This is a genomic window from Streptomyces sp. NPDC053426 (genome assembly GCF_055585405.1).
In genome coordinates this window covers 380870-394897 of the sequence record NZ_JBVJKE010000007.1, presented here as the reverse complement: position 1 = coordinate 394897, position 14028 = coordinate 380870, and the positions used below count along the sequence as shown (strand labels likewise).

The 14028-nt window shown below is 70.3% G+C and carries 10 protein-coding genes; 3 read left to right on the top strand and 7 right to left on the bottom strand.

What is annotated here, in order from left to right; translation table 11 throughout:
* Positions 1 to 11: 11 nt before the first annotated feature.
* From ACZ62B_RS17555 to ACZ62B_RS17545, 3 genes are all read right to left on the bottom strand, one after another.
* The gene (locus ACZ62B_RS17555; RefSeq protein WP_085571271.1) at positions 12 to 377 is read right to left on the bottom strand and encodes an ArsR/SmtB family transcription factor; all 366 of its coding nucleotides are present in this window, start codon (positions 375 to 377) and stop codon (positions 12 to 14) included.
* 204 nt (positions 378 to 581) lie between these two features.
* Complete coding sequence (locus ACZ62B_RS17550; RefSeq protein WP_344566091.1) at positions 582 to 956, bottom strand: roadblock/LC7 domain-containing protein; 375 nt, start codon at positions 954 to 956, stop codon at positions 582 to 584.
* Between the two features lie 129 nt (positions 957 to 1085).
* On the bottom strand, positions 1086 to 1889 hold the full coding sequence (locus tag ACZ62B_RS17545) for an AraC family transcriptional regulator (protein WP_344566089.1): 804 nt from the start codon (positions 1887 to 1889) through the stop codon (positions 1086 to 1088).
* A gap of 54 nt (positions 1890 to 1943) precedes the next feature.
* On the opposite strand from ACZ62B_RS17545, the gene ACZ62B_RS17540 reads away from it, so the two are divergent.
* The gene (locus tag ACZ62B_RS17540) at positions 1944 to 3221 is read left to right on the top strand and encodes an MFS transporter (RefSeq protein WP_469690958.1); all 1278 of its coding nucleotides are present in this window, start codon (positions 1944 to 1946) and stop codon (positions 3219 to 3221) included.
* Complete coding sequence (locus tag ACZ62B_RS17535; protein WP_344566087.1) at positions 3211 to 3816, top strand: hypothetical protein; 606 nt, start codon at positions 3211 to 3213, stop codon at positions 3814 to 3816. Before ACZ62B_RS17540 ends, ACZ62B_RS17535 begins: the two co-directional genes overlap by 11 nt.
* Positions 3817 to 4160: 344 nt before the next feature.
* Here ACZ62B_RS17535 and ACZ62B_RS17530 read toward each other — a convergent pair whose 3' ends face one another.
* Complete coding sequence (locus ACZ62B_RS17530; protein WP_344566085.1) at positions 4161 to 5987, bottom strand: glycoside hydrolase family 3 protein; 1827 nt, start codon at positions 5985 to 5987, stop codon at positions 4161 to 4163.
* A gap of 457 nt (positions 5988 to 6444) precedes the next feature.
* Between ACZ62B_RS17530 and ACZ62B_RS17525 the strand changes: the two genes are divergently transcribed.
* A complete protein-coding gene (locus ACZ62B_RS17525) occupies positions 6445 to 7146 on the top strand; it encodes a GNAT family N-acetyltransferase (RefSeq protein ID WP_469690955.1) in 702 nt (233 codons plus the stop codon).
* Between the two features lie 257 nt (positions 7147 to 7403).
* Here ACZ62B_RS17525 and ACZ62B_RS17520 read toward each other — a convergent pair whose 3' ends face one another.
* The 3 genes from ACZ62B_RS17520 to ACZ62B_RS17510 all read right to left on the bottom strand — a co-directional run.
* Entirely contained in the window at positions 7404 to 7823 is a 420-nt protein-coding gene (locus ACZ62B_RS17520) for a DUF7919 family protein (protein WP_344566081.1), read from the bottom strand.
* A gap of 10 nt (positions 7824 to 7833) precedes the next feature.
* Positions 7834 to 12987, bottom strand: coding sequence for a DUF6531 domain-containing protein (locus ACZ62B_RS17515; protein WP_469690991.1), 5154 nt, complete (start codon positions 12985 to 12987; stop codon positions 7834 to 7836).
* A gap of 659 nt (positions 12988 to 13646) precedes the next feature.
* On the bottom strand, positions 13647 to 14028 hold a 382-nt coding region (locus ACZ62B_RS17510), incomplete at its 5' end, for an FG-GAP-like repeat-containing protein (RefSeq protein WP_469690953.1).

Genomic DNA, 14028 nt, shown 5'->3' with positions numbered 1-14028 from the left:
CGGCGGCCTTCTCAGCCCCGCCTGCTCGTGGGGACCGACGCCACGGGCGCGTCGGTCTGCCGGAGTTCGGCCAGGAGCTCGCTCTGGCCGGCCAGCAGTTCGGTGAGGATCCGGCGGGCCGCGCGGAGGAGTTCGGCGACGTCGCCGCCGGCGAGGGCGTACCGGACGGTGGAGCCCTCCCGCACCGAGACGACGATGCCGGACCTCCTGAGCACGGCGAGCTGCTGCGAGAGGCTGGACGGCTCGATGTCGATGTCGGCGAGCAGGTCCCGCACCGGCACGGGTCCGTGCTGCAGCAGTTCCAGGACCCTGATGCGCACAGGGTGCCCCAGCATGCGGAAGAACTCCGCCTTGGCCTGGTAGAGGGGGACTTGCATGGGCGCGCACTCCCTGCCGCATCGGGGATGTTCTCCACGGTGCGGCGGCGCCCTCACGGACGCGCCGCCGCACCGTGTGCTGTCCTTCGGAGCCGATCCTTCTCGCTCGGCGTGACGCGCATCCACGGATTGGGACCATGTTGATGTGGTGACTTGAAGAAGTCTTCACATCATGGGCGCGCGTCGGCCCGGTTCCCGGGTCGTTCACACCTCCAGCTGTTCTTCGATCCGCTTGAGCTGGTGGCGGGCCATCGCCAGGTTCGACCGGGACTTGTCGAGCACGAGGTACAGGAACAGCCCGCTGCCGTTCCGCCCGCTGACCGGCCGGATGACGTGGTACTGGCTCTCGAGCGTGATGAGGATGTCCTCGATCTGGCCGGTCAGGCCCAGCAGTTCCATGGTGCGCAGCTTGGCCCGGATGACATCCGTGTTGCCGGCGGCCGCGACGGTGAGATCCAGGTCCTTGCCCCCGCCCAGCGTCCCCAGGGCCATGCCGCTGGAGTAGTCGACGACGGCCGCTCCGAGCGACCCTTCGACGGCGGTCATGATGTCCTTCAGCGACACTTCGACAGTTGCCATGGACGTCTCCCTCATCTGTTGTTCCACGGGTTGCGTCGGCCTCGACGGGGCGGTGGTTGCCGCCCGGGCCGCGGTGGCACCGTAGGCAGGTGTCACCGGTCCGGGGGAACGGGTTTCCGGGGGTGACCCCTAATGATCGAACGCTTGCGTCAGGGAACCGCTGTTTGGCCGGGATCGGTCCGAGAAGTTTCCGTCGGTGGGGACGGAGCCGGGGGTGTGGCCGAAGGTGCGGCGGAAGACGCTGATGAAGGTGCTGGCGGACGACCAGCCGCACCGGTGGGCGACCGTGGTGACGGGGGTGTTGTCGGCCAGGAGGACCAGCGCGTGGTGGAGCCTGATCTGAGTGCGCCACTGGGGGTAGGTGAGGCCGAGGTCGTCGCGGAGGTGACGCGAGAGCGTGCGGGCGCCGGCGCCGATCTGCCGGCCGAGTTCGTCGAGCGAGCGGTTGTCCGCCGGGTCGGCGCGCAGGATGTCGTGCAGTTCCCGGAGCAGAGGGGTGGTCGGGGCGGGCAGACGCAGCGGCTGTTCGGGAGCTGCCTTCAACCGGTCGAGCATGACGGCGCGCAGGCGCAGGTGGGGTGGGCTGTCGTCCTCGGGGGTGAGCGTGTAGGCGACGATGAGTTCGCGGAGGAGGGGACCGACGGCGAGGACGGCCGGCTCGTCGAGACCGAGGGGATTCACCGCGGCGGGCAGGCCGACGAGGTGGAGGTCGAGTTCGCCGTGGGCCTGGTGACGGTGGACGGTGCCCGCCGGGATCCAGAGCGCCCGGGTGGCGGGAGCGACCCATGAACCGGCGTCGGTGGTGACGGAGACCGTGCCCCGGCCGGCGTAGACGATCTGGTGGTCGTCATGGCGGTGGGCGTCGATCTCGCCCCCGGAGGCGAGACGTTGGGTCCGGGTCGGCGCGACGGGTGTGTGGCGGACTTTCTGCATCACTTGGCAATTTATCGAAAGCGGGACGCCGGCCGGGCCGCCCAGCATGGGGAGGTGCGAAGGAACACATCGATCTGTCTGCTGGCCGTGGGGCACGCCTGCGTCGACGTCTACCAGGGCGCCGTGGCGGCGCTGATCCCGTTCTTCGTGGCCGAACGCGACTACGGCTACGCCGCCGCTTCCGGCATCGTGCTGGCGGCTTCGCTGCTGTCGTCGGTCGCCCAGCCGGTCTTCGGCGTGCTGACCGACCGGTGGGCGATGCCGTGGCTGCTGCCGGCCGGCACGCTGCTGGGTGGCGTGGGCATCGCGCTGAGCGGCCTGAGCGGCTCGTACGGGCTCACACTGACGTTCGTCGCGATCTCGGGGATCGGTGTGGCCGCCTACCACCCCGAGTCCGCCCGCGTCGCAAGACGTGCCGGCCGGGGCAGTCACAGCGCCATGAGCTGGTTCTCCCTGGGCGGCAACCTCGGCTTCGCCCTGGCACCGATCATGGTCTCGGCCGTCATCGGTCACGGCTCGCTGAGCCGGACCCCGTTGCTGGTTCTGCCCGCGCTCGTCGGCGCCGCCCTGTGCGTGCCGACGCTCCGGATGCTCGGCCGGCGAGCGTCCGACGCCTCCGGGACGGCATCGGCCGAGGGCACCGACGACGTGGCCTCGTTCGTGAAGCTGTCCCTGGCGGTCGTGTTCCGTTCCGTCGTCTTCGTCGGCCTGAGCACCTTCATCTCGCTCTACGCGCAGCAGCGCACGCAGGGCGGCGCGGCTGCCGGAACCGTGGCCCTGTTCCTGCTGTTCCTGGGCGGGGCCGTCGGCTCGGTGCTGGGCGGCTTCTTGGCCGACCGCTACGACCGGGTGCGCGTCTCGCGGTGGTCCTACCTGCTCTCGATCGCCGCCGTCACCGGAGTGATCCACGTGCCCGGCCCGGCCGTGTTCCTCTTCGTGGCCCTCACCTCCGTCGGCCTGTACGTCCCCTTCTCCCTCCAGGTCACCCTCGGCCAGGACTACCTGCCCTCCCGGGTCGGCACCGCCGCCGGCGTGACCCTCGGCCTCACCGTCAGCGTCGGCGGCCTGATCAGCCCCCTGCTGGGACGCCTGGCCGACGCCACCTCCCTGCGGACGGCTCTGACTCCCCTGATCGCCCTGAGCTGGCTCCTCTTCCGCGCCCTGCCCGAGCCCGCCGCACCAGGACGTGAACGGCTCCGACCGAGCGCCGGCAGGGAAAACCGCTCGCCGGAGCCCGCATGCCCCCGAGAGAATGCGCAGGCCCCGACCACGTACGGGCATGTCGGGGGAAGTCCCGGTCCGACGGAGAAGGATGATGCGTATGGGGCTTGACTACAGCTACCAGATCTTTGTGCCTGCCCAGAACGTCACCAGGGTGCTGCACGAGCTCACCGAACTGGCGCCGCCGACCCGTCGAGTGCCACCGCTCACGGTCACCATGCCCGGCGGTGACCGGGTCGTCGTCCCGTTCACCTCCCGTTTCAAGAGCGAACCGGTGGACTGCACCACGAGCGGCAGCCTCGAACTCGACACCTCGATCATGTTCGGCGTCGACGAAGCGGTGCGCGAGTTCTACGACGGTGACGCCGAACCCGACGAGCTCGGGAGAGTGCAGATCGGGTACATCTACCTCACGGTGCGGTTCGCGCCCGAGCGCCACCCGCGCTTCGCGTCGCTGGACTTCATGGCGGCCACGTCGGGGATGAGCAGGCTGTTCGAGCGATCCGCGAGCGTCAGAACCGTGTTCACCGACCTCACCGCCGCCGGCGGCGGAGTGTGCTGTCTGCTCGACACCGAGAGCGACACCTTCCGAATATGCTGGCTGAACGGTCAGCCGGTCCAGGACACGGTCCCCGGCCCCCGTTTCGCCGACTACCGCGCTCTTGTGGAAAGTTGGTCCGAACGCCGAAGTCCTTCCGCGACGTGAGCGGAAGCCCGCCCCGGGGGTCCGTCGGTCACGGCGGTCACCGCGCAGGCCCCGTGGTTCGCGTGCCGTTGTCCAGGACCGCTTCCCAGCCGTCCTTCTCTCGTGTGATCAGGACGATGCGCGGTCCACGGCGTATCACGCACATGTGGGCCAAGACGTGCAGGACGTCCGAGACCGAGTCCGGCGTATCCACCTGAGACGTCTCCCCACACCGGCGTCGGACCCGGACCCGGCTGTGGCGGCGACGGGGCGGCGGATTCAGCGGCGGGTGACGCTCTCGGCCCCGGTGCTCCCCCTCGACGGGAGCGGGCACCGGGGCCGAAGGCCGTGTGGGGAAGCGGGCGTCAGTCGTCGTACGACAGGCCGTGCCCGGAGGGGAAGAGGACCTCGGCCGGGTCGTCGGCCCGCTGGACGGGCACGGGCAGCTTGCCGCGCGGCTCGACCCGGCCGGCGATCACCCGGGCGGCGGCGCGCAGTTCGACCTCGGTCCAGCAGTAGGAGACCAGCGAGGCCGGGACGTCGCCGAGGTGGGCGATGTCGTAGGGGTTGCGCACCGCGAGGTGGACGACGGGGACGCCCGTCGCGAGCAGCCGGGACACCAGGGTGCGCTGGGCGCTGGTGGCGCCGACGTTGTCGGTGGTGACCACCACCGCGTCCCGTCCCCGTGCGGCGGCCACGGCCTCCTCGATCTTCGCCGCGTCGGGCGCCCGGCCGGTGGCGAGGTGGGTGGTGCTGTAGCCCAGTTCGTCGAACGCCTTGGCCAGCTCGGGCACCGTGGTACGGGTGTCGTCGGTCGGGAAGGCCGGGCTGGCGCCGACCACGAGCAGCTTCCGCTGCCCGTGGCGCAGCGGGAGCGCCTCGTCCTCGTTGACCAGCAGGGTGGTGGTGCGCTCGGCGATCCGGGCGGCGGCGCGCCGGTGCCCGCGGGCGCCGACGACCCGGTCGACCTCCCTCCGGGAGACGTAAGGGCTGCCGCTGAGCAGGCCGACCTTGTCCTTGAGCCGCAGGATGCGCAGGACCGACTCGTCGAGCCGGTCCTCGGTGATCTCTCCGCTGCGGACGGCGGCCAGGACGCCGTTGTAGGCGACGTCGATGTTCGGCGGGAACAGCAGTTGGTCGGCGCCGGCCTTGAGGGCGAGGACGGGCACGCGGTCGTCGCCGTACTTGGTGCGCACGCCCTGCATGTTGAGGGCGTCGGTGACGATCACGCCGTCGAAGCCGAGTTCGCCGCGCAGTACGCCCTGGAGGATCGCGGGCGACAGGGTGGCCGGTTCGTTGCTGGGGTCGAGCGCGGGGACCTGGAGGTGCGCGGTCATGATCGAGTCGACGCCGGCTGCGATCGCGGCCCTGAAGGGCGGGGCGTCGATGCGCTCCCACTCCTCACGGGTGTGGGTGATCACGGGCAGCCCGGTGTGGCTGTCCTGTCCGGTGTCCCCGTGGCCCGGGAAGTGCTTGGCACAGGCCACGACGCCGGCGTGCTGATAACCCGTCACCTGGGCCGCCACCATGCGGCCGACCTCGCGGGCGTCGGCGCCGAAGGAACGGACGTTGATGATGGGGTTGGCCGGGTTGACGTTGACGTCGGCGACCGGGGCGAAGTTCTGATGGATGCCCAGGGCGGCGAGTTCGGTGCCCGAGATCCGTCCGGCGGTGCGCGCGTCGGAGAGCGAGCGGCCCGCGCCGAGCGCCATCGCGCCCGGCAGCTGGGTGGCGCCGCTGCCGATGCGGACGTTGACCCCGTGCTCCTGGTCGATGGAGATCAGGGACGGGACGGGGGTGGGCAGGGCGAGCGAGGCCCGCTGCACACCGTTCGTCAAGTCCGCGATCTGGCGGGGGTCCTGGATGTTGTTCGTCCAGCCGTGGAAGTAGATGACACCGCCGAGGTGGTACTTGGCGATGAGCTCGGCCACGGTGCGGACGCCGAGTTCCCTGAGGTTGCGGTCCTGGTCGAACTGGCTGGGAGAGGTCGCCGACGTACCGTAGAAGTACGGCACGAACAACTGGCCGACCTTCGCCTCGACGCTCATCCTGGAGATGATCCTCTTGAGGCGGTGGTCGCGTCCGTGCGCGACCGCGGGGGTGGCCGCCACGCCCACGACGCCCGTCGCGCTCGCGGCGACCACGGTCGCGGAGGCGAGCACGGTTCGTCTGGACAGACTCCGGTCCTGCATGCGGACATGCTCCTTCCAGCCTTGCCCATCAAGGGAATTGGAGGAAACGTGAAGGACTCCGAACAGCGCGAAACGTAGCCCGCGGATCACGGGCGGGGCAAGAGGTCTAGACAAAAAAGGTCTAGACAAAGTGAGGGCTCTCCTGTCGTATGGGTGAGTGCCCTGAGCTGGGCCGATACGTGAACCGCGCCGCTTCCCGTGATCCTTGAGGCGCCTGGTGCTCCAGCCGTAGTCCGTGATCTCGGTGCCAGGCGTGTGACGGCGGCGTCCGGCGTGGGTGCCGTCGCACCCGCCTCGTGTCTCCCGCGAGAGACGAGCTTATGATCGCAAGCCTCACCGGCCCACGGGAGACGGTCGGGTCGGCAAGGGCCCGCTGCGCCGCGGAAGCCGGGTGCCCCTGCCGCCGAGTGCCGTGGTGCCTGGTTCTGGAACACACCCCGGAAGGTGCGACACCACGATGACTCACGGCACTTCGGCGCTCGACGACCCGGTGGGCCGGTCACTTCGTGGCCCTCACGCACGTTTCGCCCGGCGACTCGGCCGGGCGGTCACCTACCTGCCGGAGGTGACGACCTTCTCCGTGGTGCCCGCCGACGCGGACGCGTCGGAGTGGGACGACCTGGCCGAGTTGCTCGGTCCGGGCGAACTCGCCGACATGTTCAGCTGCCCGGCCACTCCGCCGTCCGGCTGGGAACCGGTTTTCCGGCTCGAGGGCCGTCAAATGATCTGGCGCGGTGAGGGCCGGCCCGATCACCCTCCTGTCCGGCCCGGCACCGAAGTGGTCGAGCTCACCGCGGACGACGTGCCCGAGATGCTCGACCTGGTGGCGCGGACACGGCCGGGACCGTTCTGGCCGCGCACCCGCGAACTCGGCACCTACCTCGGCGTCCGTGACAACGGCACGCTGGTGGCGATGGCGGGGGAGCGGCTGCGGCCTCCGGGCTGGACCGAGATCAGCGCCGTCTGCACCGCTCCCGAGGCGCGCGGGCGGGGTCATGCGGCGCGTCTCGTCCGCGCGCTCGCCGCGCGGATCACGGCCCGCGACGAACGTCCCTTCCTGCACGTGGCCGAGACGAACACCGGCGCGATCGACCTGTACACGCGGCTCGGCTTCGCAACCCGCGAACAGGTGACCTTCCGAGGGTTCCGCACGCCCTGAGGGCCCCCGCGGCTCGGGCCGCGACACCTGCCTTCCCGCTCTCACCGCGGTCCGTTCCCACCGCTTCCTCGCAGCCGTCGGCCGATGGACCGCCAGGAGGTCCCCGCACGCCGGCACGGACCCGTCTTCACGGCCTACGGCGCACTCGCGGGAGCAGGACCCGTGCGCCCAACCGCGAAGACCCCCTGCGTCACACGGCGGGACGCCGTCGGATCGTGGCCTTCCCGCAGGTGCCGGAGGCCACGATCCGACGCGGATCAATCGGCCAGGGTCAGTTCTCCAGCCGTTTCGATCCCCGCCGTCCGCGTTGCCGCGCGGCAGAACTCCTCGGGTGGGCAGTAATGGTGCTCCGTCATGTAGTGGATCACCAGGTTCGGCGCCGCGTAGAGCGTGCCGTCGGCTCCCCGCACCCGGATCTCCGCCGATCCGAGCCACACCTCGGTGTCCATGGCGGGGCCGCCGAGGACGACGGGGCGGTCGACGTCGCAGAACTCACAGTGGTGGATGCCGCGCATCTGGTTGTCGTAGGCGGCGCTGAGGACCTTCAACGCGTCCACCACGCGCTCGTCCACGACTCCTGTGCGGTAGTCGTGCTCCGGCGCCAGCCAGCCGACGTTGAGCATCTCCTGGTCCGACTCGTCGTAGGAGTAACGGGTCAGGTCGGGATAGTAGGTCATGCGTCGCTCCTCAACGACGGGGGTCGCAGTGCTTCCGGCAGATCGCCAGGTGTACCGGGCCCATGTTGGGTTTGAGGATCTCACTGAGCAGCGTGTCCTTGCTCACCGTGATCGAGCCGTTCATCATCCTGAGGTCGTGGCCCGGAGCCACGGTGTAGTCGGGAAGCGTCTTACCGGGACCGACGATCTCCGTGGGCTTGATTTTCTTTCCCTGTTCGACCGCGAGCCCGACGGACTGGCGAAGACCGATGCCGTCCTCCACGTAGAAGTAGCCCCAGGTGCCGCTCGGCATCTGCATGTCGCCGGTGCCACGGACGTACCAGCCGTGACCTGCGATGACGGCTTGGCCGTCAGGGCGTCCACCGGGGAGTCGCTCGGCGGCCGGGCCGACACCCCTGCCGTGCGTGGGGATGTCGTGTCCACGCACCTCGGGCGCCACGGCCGCCCGCCGCCACCCGGTGAGGCCGCCGATCCCCACGAGGGCGACCTGCTGGGTGAGTTCCTCGGCGGCTTCGGCGTACAGGTCGGCGAGGGCGTCGCAGCCCTGCTGGCGGAGCATGTACTCGGCGCGGTAGAGGCGGTAGGCGGGGCGGACGGGGAGGTACTTGTCGACGAAGGCGCCGGCGCCGCCGTTCTCGCCGGTGAACGCGTCGTGCAGGTCCCCGGCGAGGACGAAGGGCGACTTGAAGACGTCGACGAACGCGTCCCCGAAGATGCCCGCTGCCTCACCGAGGCTGTCGACGCGGTCGCTGTCCGGGTCGTCGGGGGTCAGACCGCTGGGGTCGGTCAGGAGGGTGGGGACGTTGTCGGCGTAGGCGTAGGGGGAGATGTACGGGGTCGTCCGGGCGCGGGTGGCCGGGTCGGGCCGGGTGAAGCGGCCGGTGGCGGTGTCGTACTGGCGGGCGTGGAGGTCGAGGTTGCCGGTGGTGGTCTCGTAGCGTGCGCCGGTGTACGACGGGGTGCTCGCGGGTGCGCCGCCGGTGGTGGTGTTCAGGACACGGGTGCCGAACGGGTCGTAGGCCCAGCGCTGGTGGAGGGTGCCGGTGCTGCCGGTGACGTCGACCGGTGAGCCCTGGGTGTCGTGGTGGTAGTAGAAGAGCGCCCCGGCACCGGTCTCGGTGGCGGTGGGCTGGCCGAGGGGGTCGTAGCGGTAGGACTGCTTGACGGTCCAGGCACCGTCGTATTCGGTGGCCAGGATCGGCAGCGGGGCGTTGGGGTCCCACTGGGTACGGCTGGTGACCGTGCCGTCCTTGGCCGCGACGACCTGGTTGCCGTCGGCGTCGTGGTCGTAGGTGTAGCTGCTGCCGCCGACGGTGGCGGCGGAGATCTGCCCGGCCAGGTCGTAGGCGTAGGTGTCGGCGCCCTTCCTGGTCCGGTTGCCTTCGGCGTCGTAGCCGTAGACGGTGGTCGTGGTGCCGGAGGTGGTGGAGGTGAGCTGGTCGGCCGCGTCGTAGGAGTAGCCGGTGGAGGTGGTGCCGAGGGTGGAGGTCAGGCGGTTGCCGACCTTGTCGTAGGTGTAGGACGTGGTGCGGCTCGCGGCGCAGCCGGTGACCCAGGGCTGCGGGAAGCAGCCGGAGGCGAGGCGTCCGGCGGTGTCGTAGGTCAGGTCGTAGCCGCCGGTGCCGACACCCGCGCGGGTGACGTCGACGCGGGTGGGCAGGCCCGCGGGGGAGAGGGTGAGGGCGGTCCTGGTGACCGTGCTGCCGGCCTTGGCGGAGGTGACGGCGGTGAGGCGGCCGGCCCGGTCGTAGGCGCGGTCCTCGGTCTCGGTGTTGGGCAGCGCGGACCTGGTGAGGTTGCCGGCCGGGTCCCAGGTGTACGCGGTGGTCCTGCCGTCGGCCAGCATGGTGGCGGTGCGGCCGTCGTCGTCGTAGGTGTAGGTGATCGTGTTGCCGTCGGAGTACTTGCGGGTGAGCATCTGCCCGGCGGCGTCGTAGGTGTAGGCGAAGCCGCGGGTCTTGGTGAGGTTGCCGACCGCGTCGTAGACGAAGTCCTCGGAGATCCTGGAGTTGGCGCGGGCCGTCATGCGGCCGGCGTCGTCGTAGCCGAACGTCGCGTCGGGGGTGGCGTCGGAGTAGTCGACCCCGGTGAGCAGGCCGCGCGGGTCGTAGGTGTAGCCGGTGGATCCGCGGGGCGTGGTCTTCTCGGTGAGGTGGCCTGCGGCGTCGAACGCGTAGGTGGTCTCCCGCTCCAGCGGGTCGGTGACCGAGGTGAGGCGGCGGGCCGCGTCGTAGCCGTACGTGGTGACGTGCCCGTTGGCGTCGGTGCGCTCGGTGACGTTGCCGGACTTGTCGTAGCCGTAGGTGGTGACCGCACCGCCCGGAGCGGTGACCTCGGTCAGCCGGTCCAGCTTGTCGTAGCCGTAGGCGGTGGCGCGCTCGTCGGCGTCCGTCCGCCGGACGACGTTGTTCACGGCGTCGTAAGCGGTGGTGGTCACACCGCCCAGCGGGTCCGTGACCGTGGTCGGGTTGCCCGCCGGGTCGTAGCCGTAGGTGGTCGTGTACCGGGCCGGGTCGGCGCCGGTGGCGTTGCCGCGCGGGTCCACCGAGGTGGCCCGGCGGCCGTCGGCGTCGTAGGTCCAGCTCTCCTTGTGGCCGAGCGGGGAGGTGCGGCTGAGCAGGTTGCCGTCGGCGTCGTAGGCGTAGGAGGTGGTCCTGCCCAGCTGGTCGGTGCTGCTGGTCAGCCGGTCGTTCTTGTCGTAGACGGAGCCGACCGTCCTGCTCGCGGCGTCGGTGACCCTGGTGACGTTGTCGTTGGCGTCGTAGGCGTAGCCGGTGGTGTGGCCCAGCGGGTCGGTGACCACGAGAGGCCGGTTGACCGCGTCGTAGGTCGTGGTGGTGGACGCGCCGGTCGGGCCGGTGACCTCGATGGTGTTGCCGGCCGCGTCGTAGGCGTAACTCGTGGTGTGGGCGGCCGGGTCGGCGCCGGAGACGTTGCCGCGCGGCGAGACGCTGCTCAGCAGGCGGCCCACCTTGTCGTAGGTGTAGGTGGTCCTGCCGCCGGTCGCGTCGGTCTCGGAGGCCAGGCGTCCGCTCGCGTCGTAGGTGCGGGTGACGGAGTTGCCGGACGGGTCGGTGGTCCGGGTCAGGTGCCCGGCGTCGTCGTAGGCGAACGTGGTGGTGTCGCCCGCCGGGTTCCTGGCCGACGTCAACTGCTCGGCGCCGTTGTACTCGTACGTGGTGGTGCGGCCCAGCGGATCGGTGGCCGAGCTGAGCAGACCGCGGCCGTCGTAGGCGTACGTCGTGGTGTGGTCGGCCGGGTCGGCGCCGGTGACGTTGCCGCGCGGGTCCGTCTTCGTCAGGATCCGGCCGGCCTTGTCGTAGGTGAACGTCGTCTTCTCACCCAGCGGCGTGGTGACCGACGTCCGGTTGCCTGCCGGGTCGTAGCCGTAGGTGGTGACCTTGCCGCGCGGGGGCGTCACGGTCTCCAGCGAACCGAGCGCGGTGTACGTGTAGCCGGTCCTGCCGCCCAGCGGGTCCGTGGTGGACGTCAACTGGTTCGACGCGTCGTAGGTGTACGTCGTCTTGTTCTTGCGGCCGTCGGTGTGACTGGTGATGTTGCCCGCGTCGTCGTAGGTCCAGCTCTCCGTGTAGCCGAGGGCCGAGGGGGCGCTGCGGGTGAGCATCCGCCCGGCGCTGTCGTACGTCATCTCCGTGGTGTTGCCGCGCTGGTCGGTGATGGCTACGGGGCGCAGGTGACGGTCGTAGTCGTAGGTGATGCTCTCGCCGTACGGGTCGATCGTCTCCATCAGGACGTTGCCGGCGTACACGTCGGTCCACACGCCGCCGTCCGGTGCCGTGGTGTGCGACTCGCTCTTGCCGTCCCAGGTGAACGTGGTGGTCTTGCCGTTCTGGTCGGTCTGGGACTTGATGCGGCCCGCGGAGTCGTAGACGTTGGTGACCTTGCCGCCCGCCGGGTCGGTGTAGGAGGACAGCCGCTTGTTCGCGTCGTAGGCGTACGACGACGTCCGGCCGGCCGGATCGGTCACCGAGGTCAGCAGACCGCCGGTGTAGCCGTACGAGACCGAAGTGCCGTCCGGCAGGCCCACCTCGGACAGCAGTCCGCCGGCGCCGGGTGTGAACGTGGTGGTGCGGCCGGCGGCGTCCTTGACGGAGGCGAGCGTGCCGGACGCGTACGTCAGGCTCAGCCCCTTGCCGGCTCCGCCGACCACGGACGTGAGCCGGCCGCTGCTGTCGAAGGTCCGCCTGGTGTGGTCCGGCGTGGTGATCGTGTAGGTGCTCGTGCCCTTGACCAGTTCGGCCGCCGACCCGGCCGGGGCGGCGTACGTGCCGTCACCGTTCTGTGTGAAGACGAACGACGCCCCGTCGTCCGTCCGGTAGGTCGCCTTCCCCGTCGCCACGGTCAGCTCGGCGTCGAACGGCGTCGCCCAGCCACGCCCCAACAGGCCGACGGCGCTCGAATCGGAGCGGTAGGTGCGCTCCAGGACCAGGGGCACGCCGGGACTCACCAGCGAGGCGTCGGTGAGTCGCTCGAAGAACATGCCGGTCGCCGTGTTGACCGGGTCGGCGCGGTGCGCCTGCGCGTAGCAGGTGCAGATGCCCGCCTGCGCACCGGGGATCACCGGGGTGTAGAACGCCTCCACCAGCGGCGAGGTGGTCCCGCCCGGACTCGACGTCCCGTCGGCGCTGTTGAGGAAGACCCAGGCGTAGTACTCCTCGCCGTCCTCGAGGATTCCGCCCAGCGCGCTGCCGGCCCACCAGAAACACTGGTCGGTGGGGTAGGAGTTGCTCGACCACCAGTCGTAGCACCAGGCCCCGGTGTCCGGGGTGTCGCCGCTGGGGTCGTCCGTGGACTTCTTGATCTCCTGCTGGACGACGGGACGGCCGCCCTCGTCCAGGACGTACAGCCACATCCCGGTGTACGCATCTCCCCGCTCGGGCAGCTTCACCTGCCCGCCGATCGACAGCATGCCCGGGTACGCGGTGGCCCAGGACGACACCCAGGTCGGGTTCTCGGCCGCCGCCGCGAGGGGCTGCAGAGTCACCTTCGACTCGGCGGCGGGGCCGCGTTCGACGCGGTTCTTGTCCGGCCGGCTGTGGGGCTCGCCCTTGGGCCTCCGCTCCGGCGCGTCCATGTAGTCGCGCATCGGCGACCGTTCGTGCCGGTCCTCGTCGACCTGCTTGCGCCGCTCGGCCAGTGTCATGGCCTCGGGAGGCTTGGGCAGGTCGGCGGCTGTCCGGGCCTGCGCATGTGTGACGGCCGCGGTGACTGTGGAGTGGGGCCGGTCCCCGGACGACGCCCAGGAGGGGGCGGCCCCCGCTGTTGCCAGCAGGGCCAGGGCCAGAACGACCGTGACAAGTCTTCGCGCTTGTGTGCGCACAGTGCATCACCTGTGGGTCAGGAGTGAAGAGGGGCCGCGGTGATGCATGATCAGGAGAATCCTCGAACTAACGTGCCGCGGGAAGCGGGGCCGAAACGCGACGGGGTCCCCGTTCGCCCTGGCCATGAGTGTGCTGGCCGAGCGGGCGAAGGGCTCCACTCGGCCGCTCGATTTGGCGCGAAGGTGATCCGGAGCGCGAGGCGGTGCGGGTGAACGGCCCCTCGACGGTGAGACAAGGGAAGGCAGCGGGCCGGAGACGGAAGAACGGGCTGCTCGAGCGGAACCTTTCTTGGGCCTCGGGCAGGCGATGCACCTGTCTGTCACACCTGAGGGATCGATCGCCGACCCGCAGGGCGAGTACAGCGGGTGCCCGGGTGCGTGCCCCCGCTGTACTCGCCCTGATGCCGGTCGGTTCAGTGGCGGATCCGCCGGTCATCCGCTCCGACGGCTCCTCCGTTTTCGGAACCCTTCTTGACGCCCACTCAGGCGACGATGCGGTTGAAGGTGTTCCAGCCGTGGCCGATCTGGCGGTTGCTGCTGTACGGTATGCCGTCGTCGCGGACGAAGTTGTTGGAGTACAGCCACATTGTGCCGTCCGGCTTCAGTGCCACCAGGTCGGTGAATCCGTCGCCGGTGGCATCGGCGGGGATGATGCGGTCGTAGGTGTTCCAGCCGTGGCCGATCTGGCGGTTGCTGCTGTATGGCGTGCCGTCGTCGCGGACGAAGTTGTTGGAGTACAGCCACATCGTGCCGTCCGGCTTCAGCGCCACCAGATCCGTAAAACCATCCCCGGTCGCATCGGCTGCGATGATGCGGTCGTAGGTGTTCCAGCCGTGGCCGATCTGGCGGTTGCTGCTGTACGCG

Excerpts from the sequence above, each read along its gene's own strand:
- ACZ62B_RS17555 (WP_085571271.1), bottom strand. The coding sequence starts at position 377 with ATGCAAGTCCCCCTCTACCAGGCCAAGGCGGAGTTCTTCCGCATGCTG.
- ACZ62B_RS17550 (WP_344566091.1), bottom strand. The coding sequence starts at position 956 with ATGGCAACTGTCGAAGTGTCGCTGAAGGACATCATGACCGCCGTCGAA.
- ACZ62B_RS17545 (WP_344566089.1), bottom strand. The coding sequence starts at position 1,889 with ATGCAGAAAGTCCGCCACACACCCGTCGCGCCGACCCGGACCCAACGT.
- ACZ62B_RS17535 (WP_344566087.1), top strand. The coding sequence starts at position 3,211 with ATGGGGCTTGACTACAGCTACCAGATCTTTGTGCCTGCCCAGAACGTC.
- ACZ62B_RS17530 (WP_344566085.1), bottom strand. The coding sequence starts at position 5,987 with ATGCAGGACCGGAGTCTGTCCAGACGAACCGTGCTCGCCTCCGCGACC.
- ACZ62B_RS17525 (WP_469690955.1), top strand. The coding sequence starts at position 6,445 with ATGACTCACGGCACTTCGGCGCTCGACGACCCGGTGGGCCGGTCACTT.
- ACZ62B_RS17520 (WP_344566081.1), bottom strand. The coding sequence starts at position 7,823 with ATGACCTACTATCCCGACCTGACCCGTTACTCCTACGACGAGTCGGAC.
- ACZ62B_RS17515 (WP_469690991.1), bottom strand. The coding sequence starts at position 12,987 with ATGACACTGGCCGAGCGGCGCAAGCAGGTCGACGAGGACCGGCACGAA.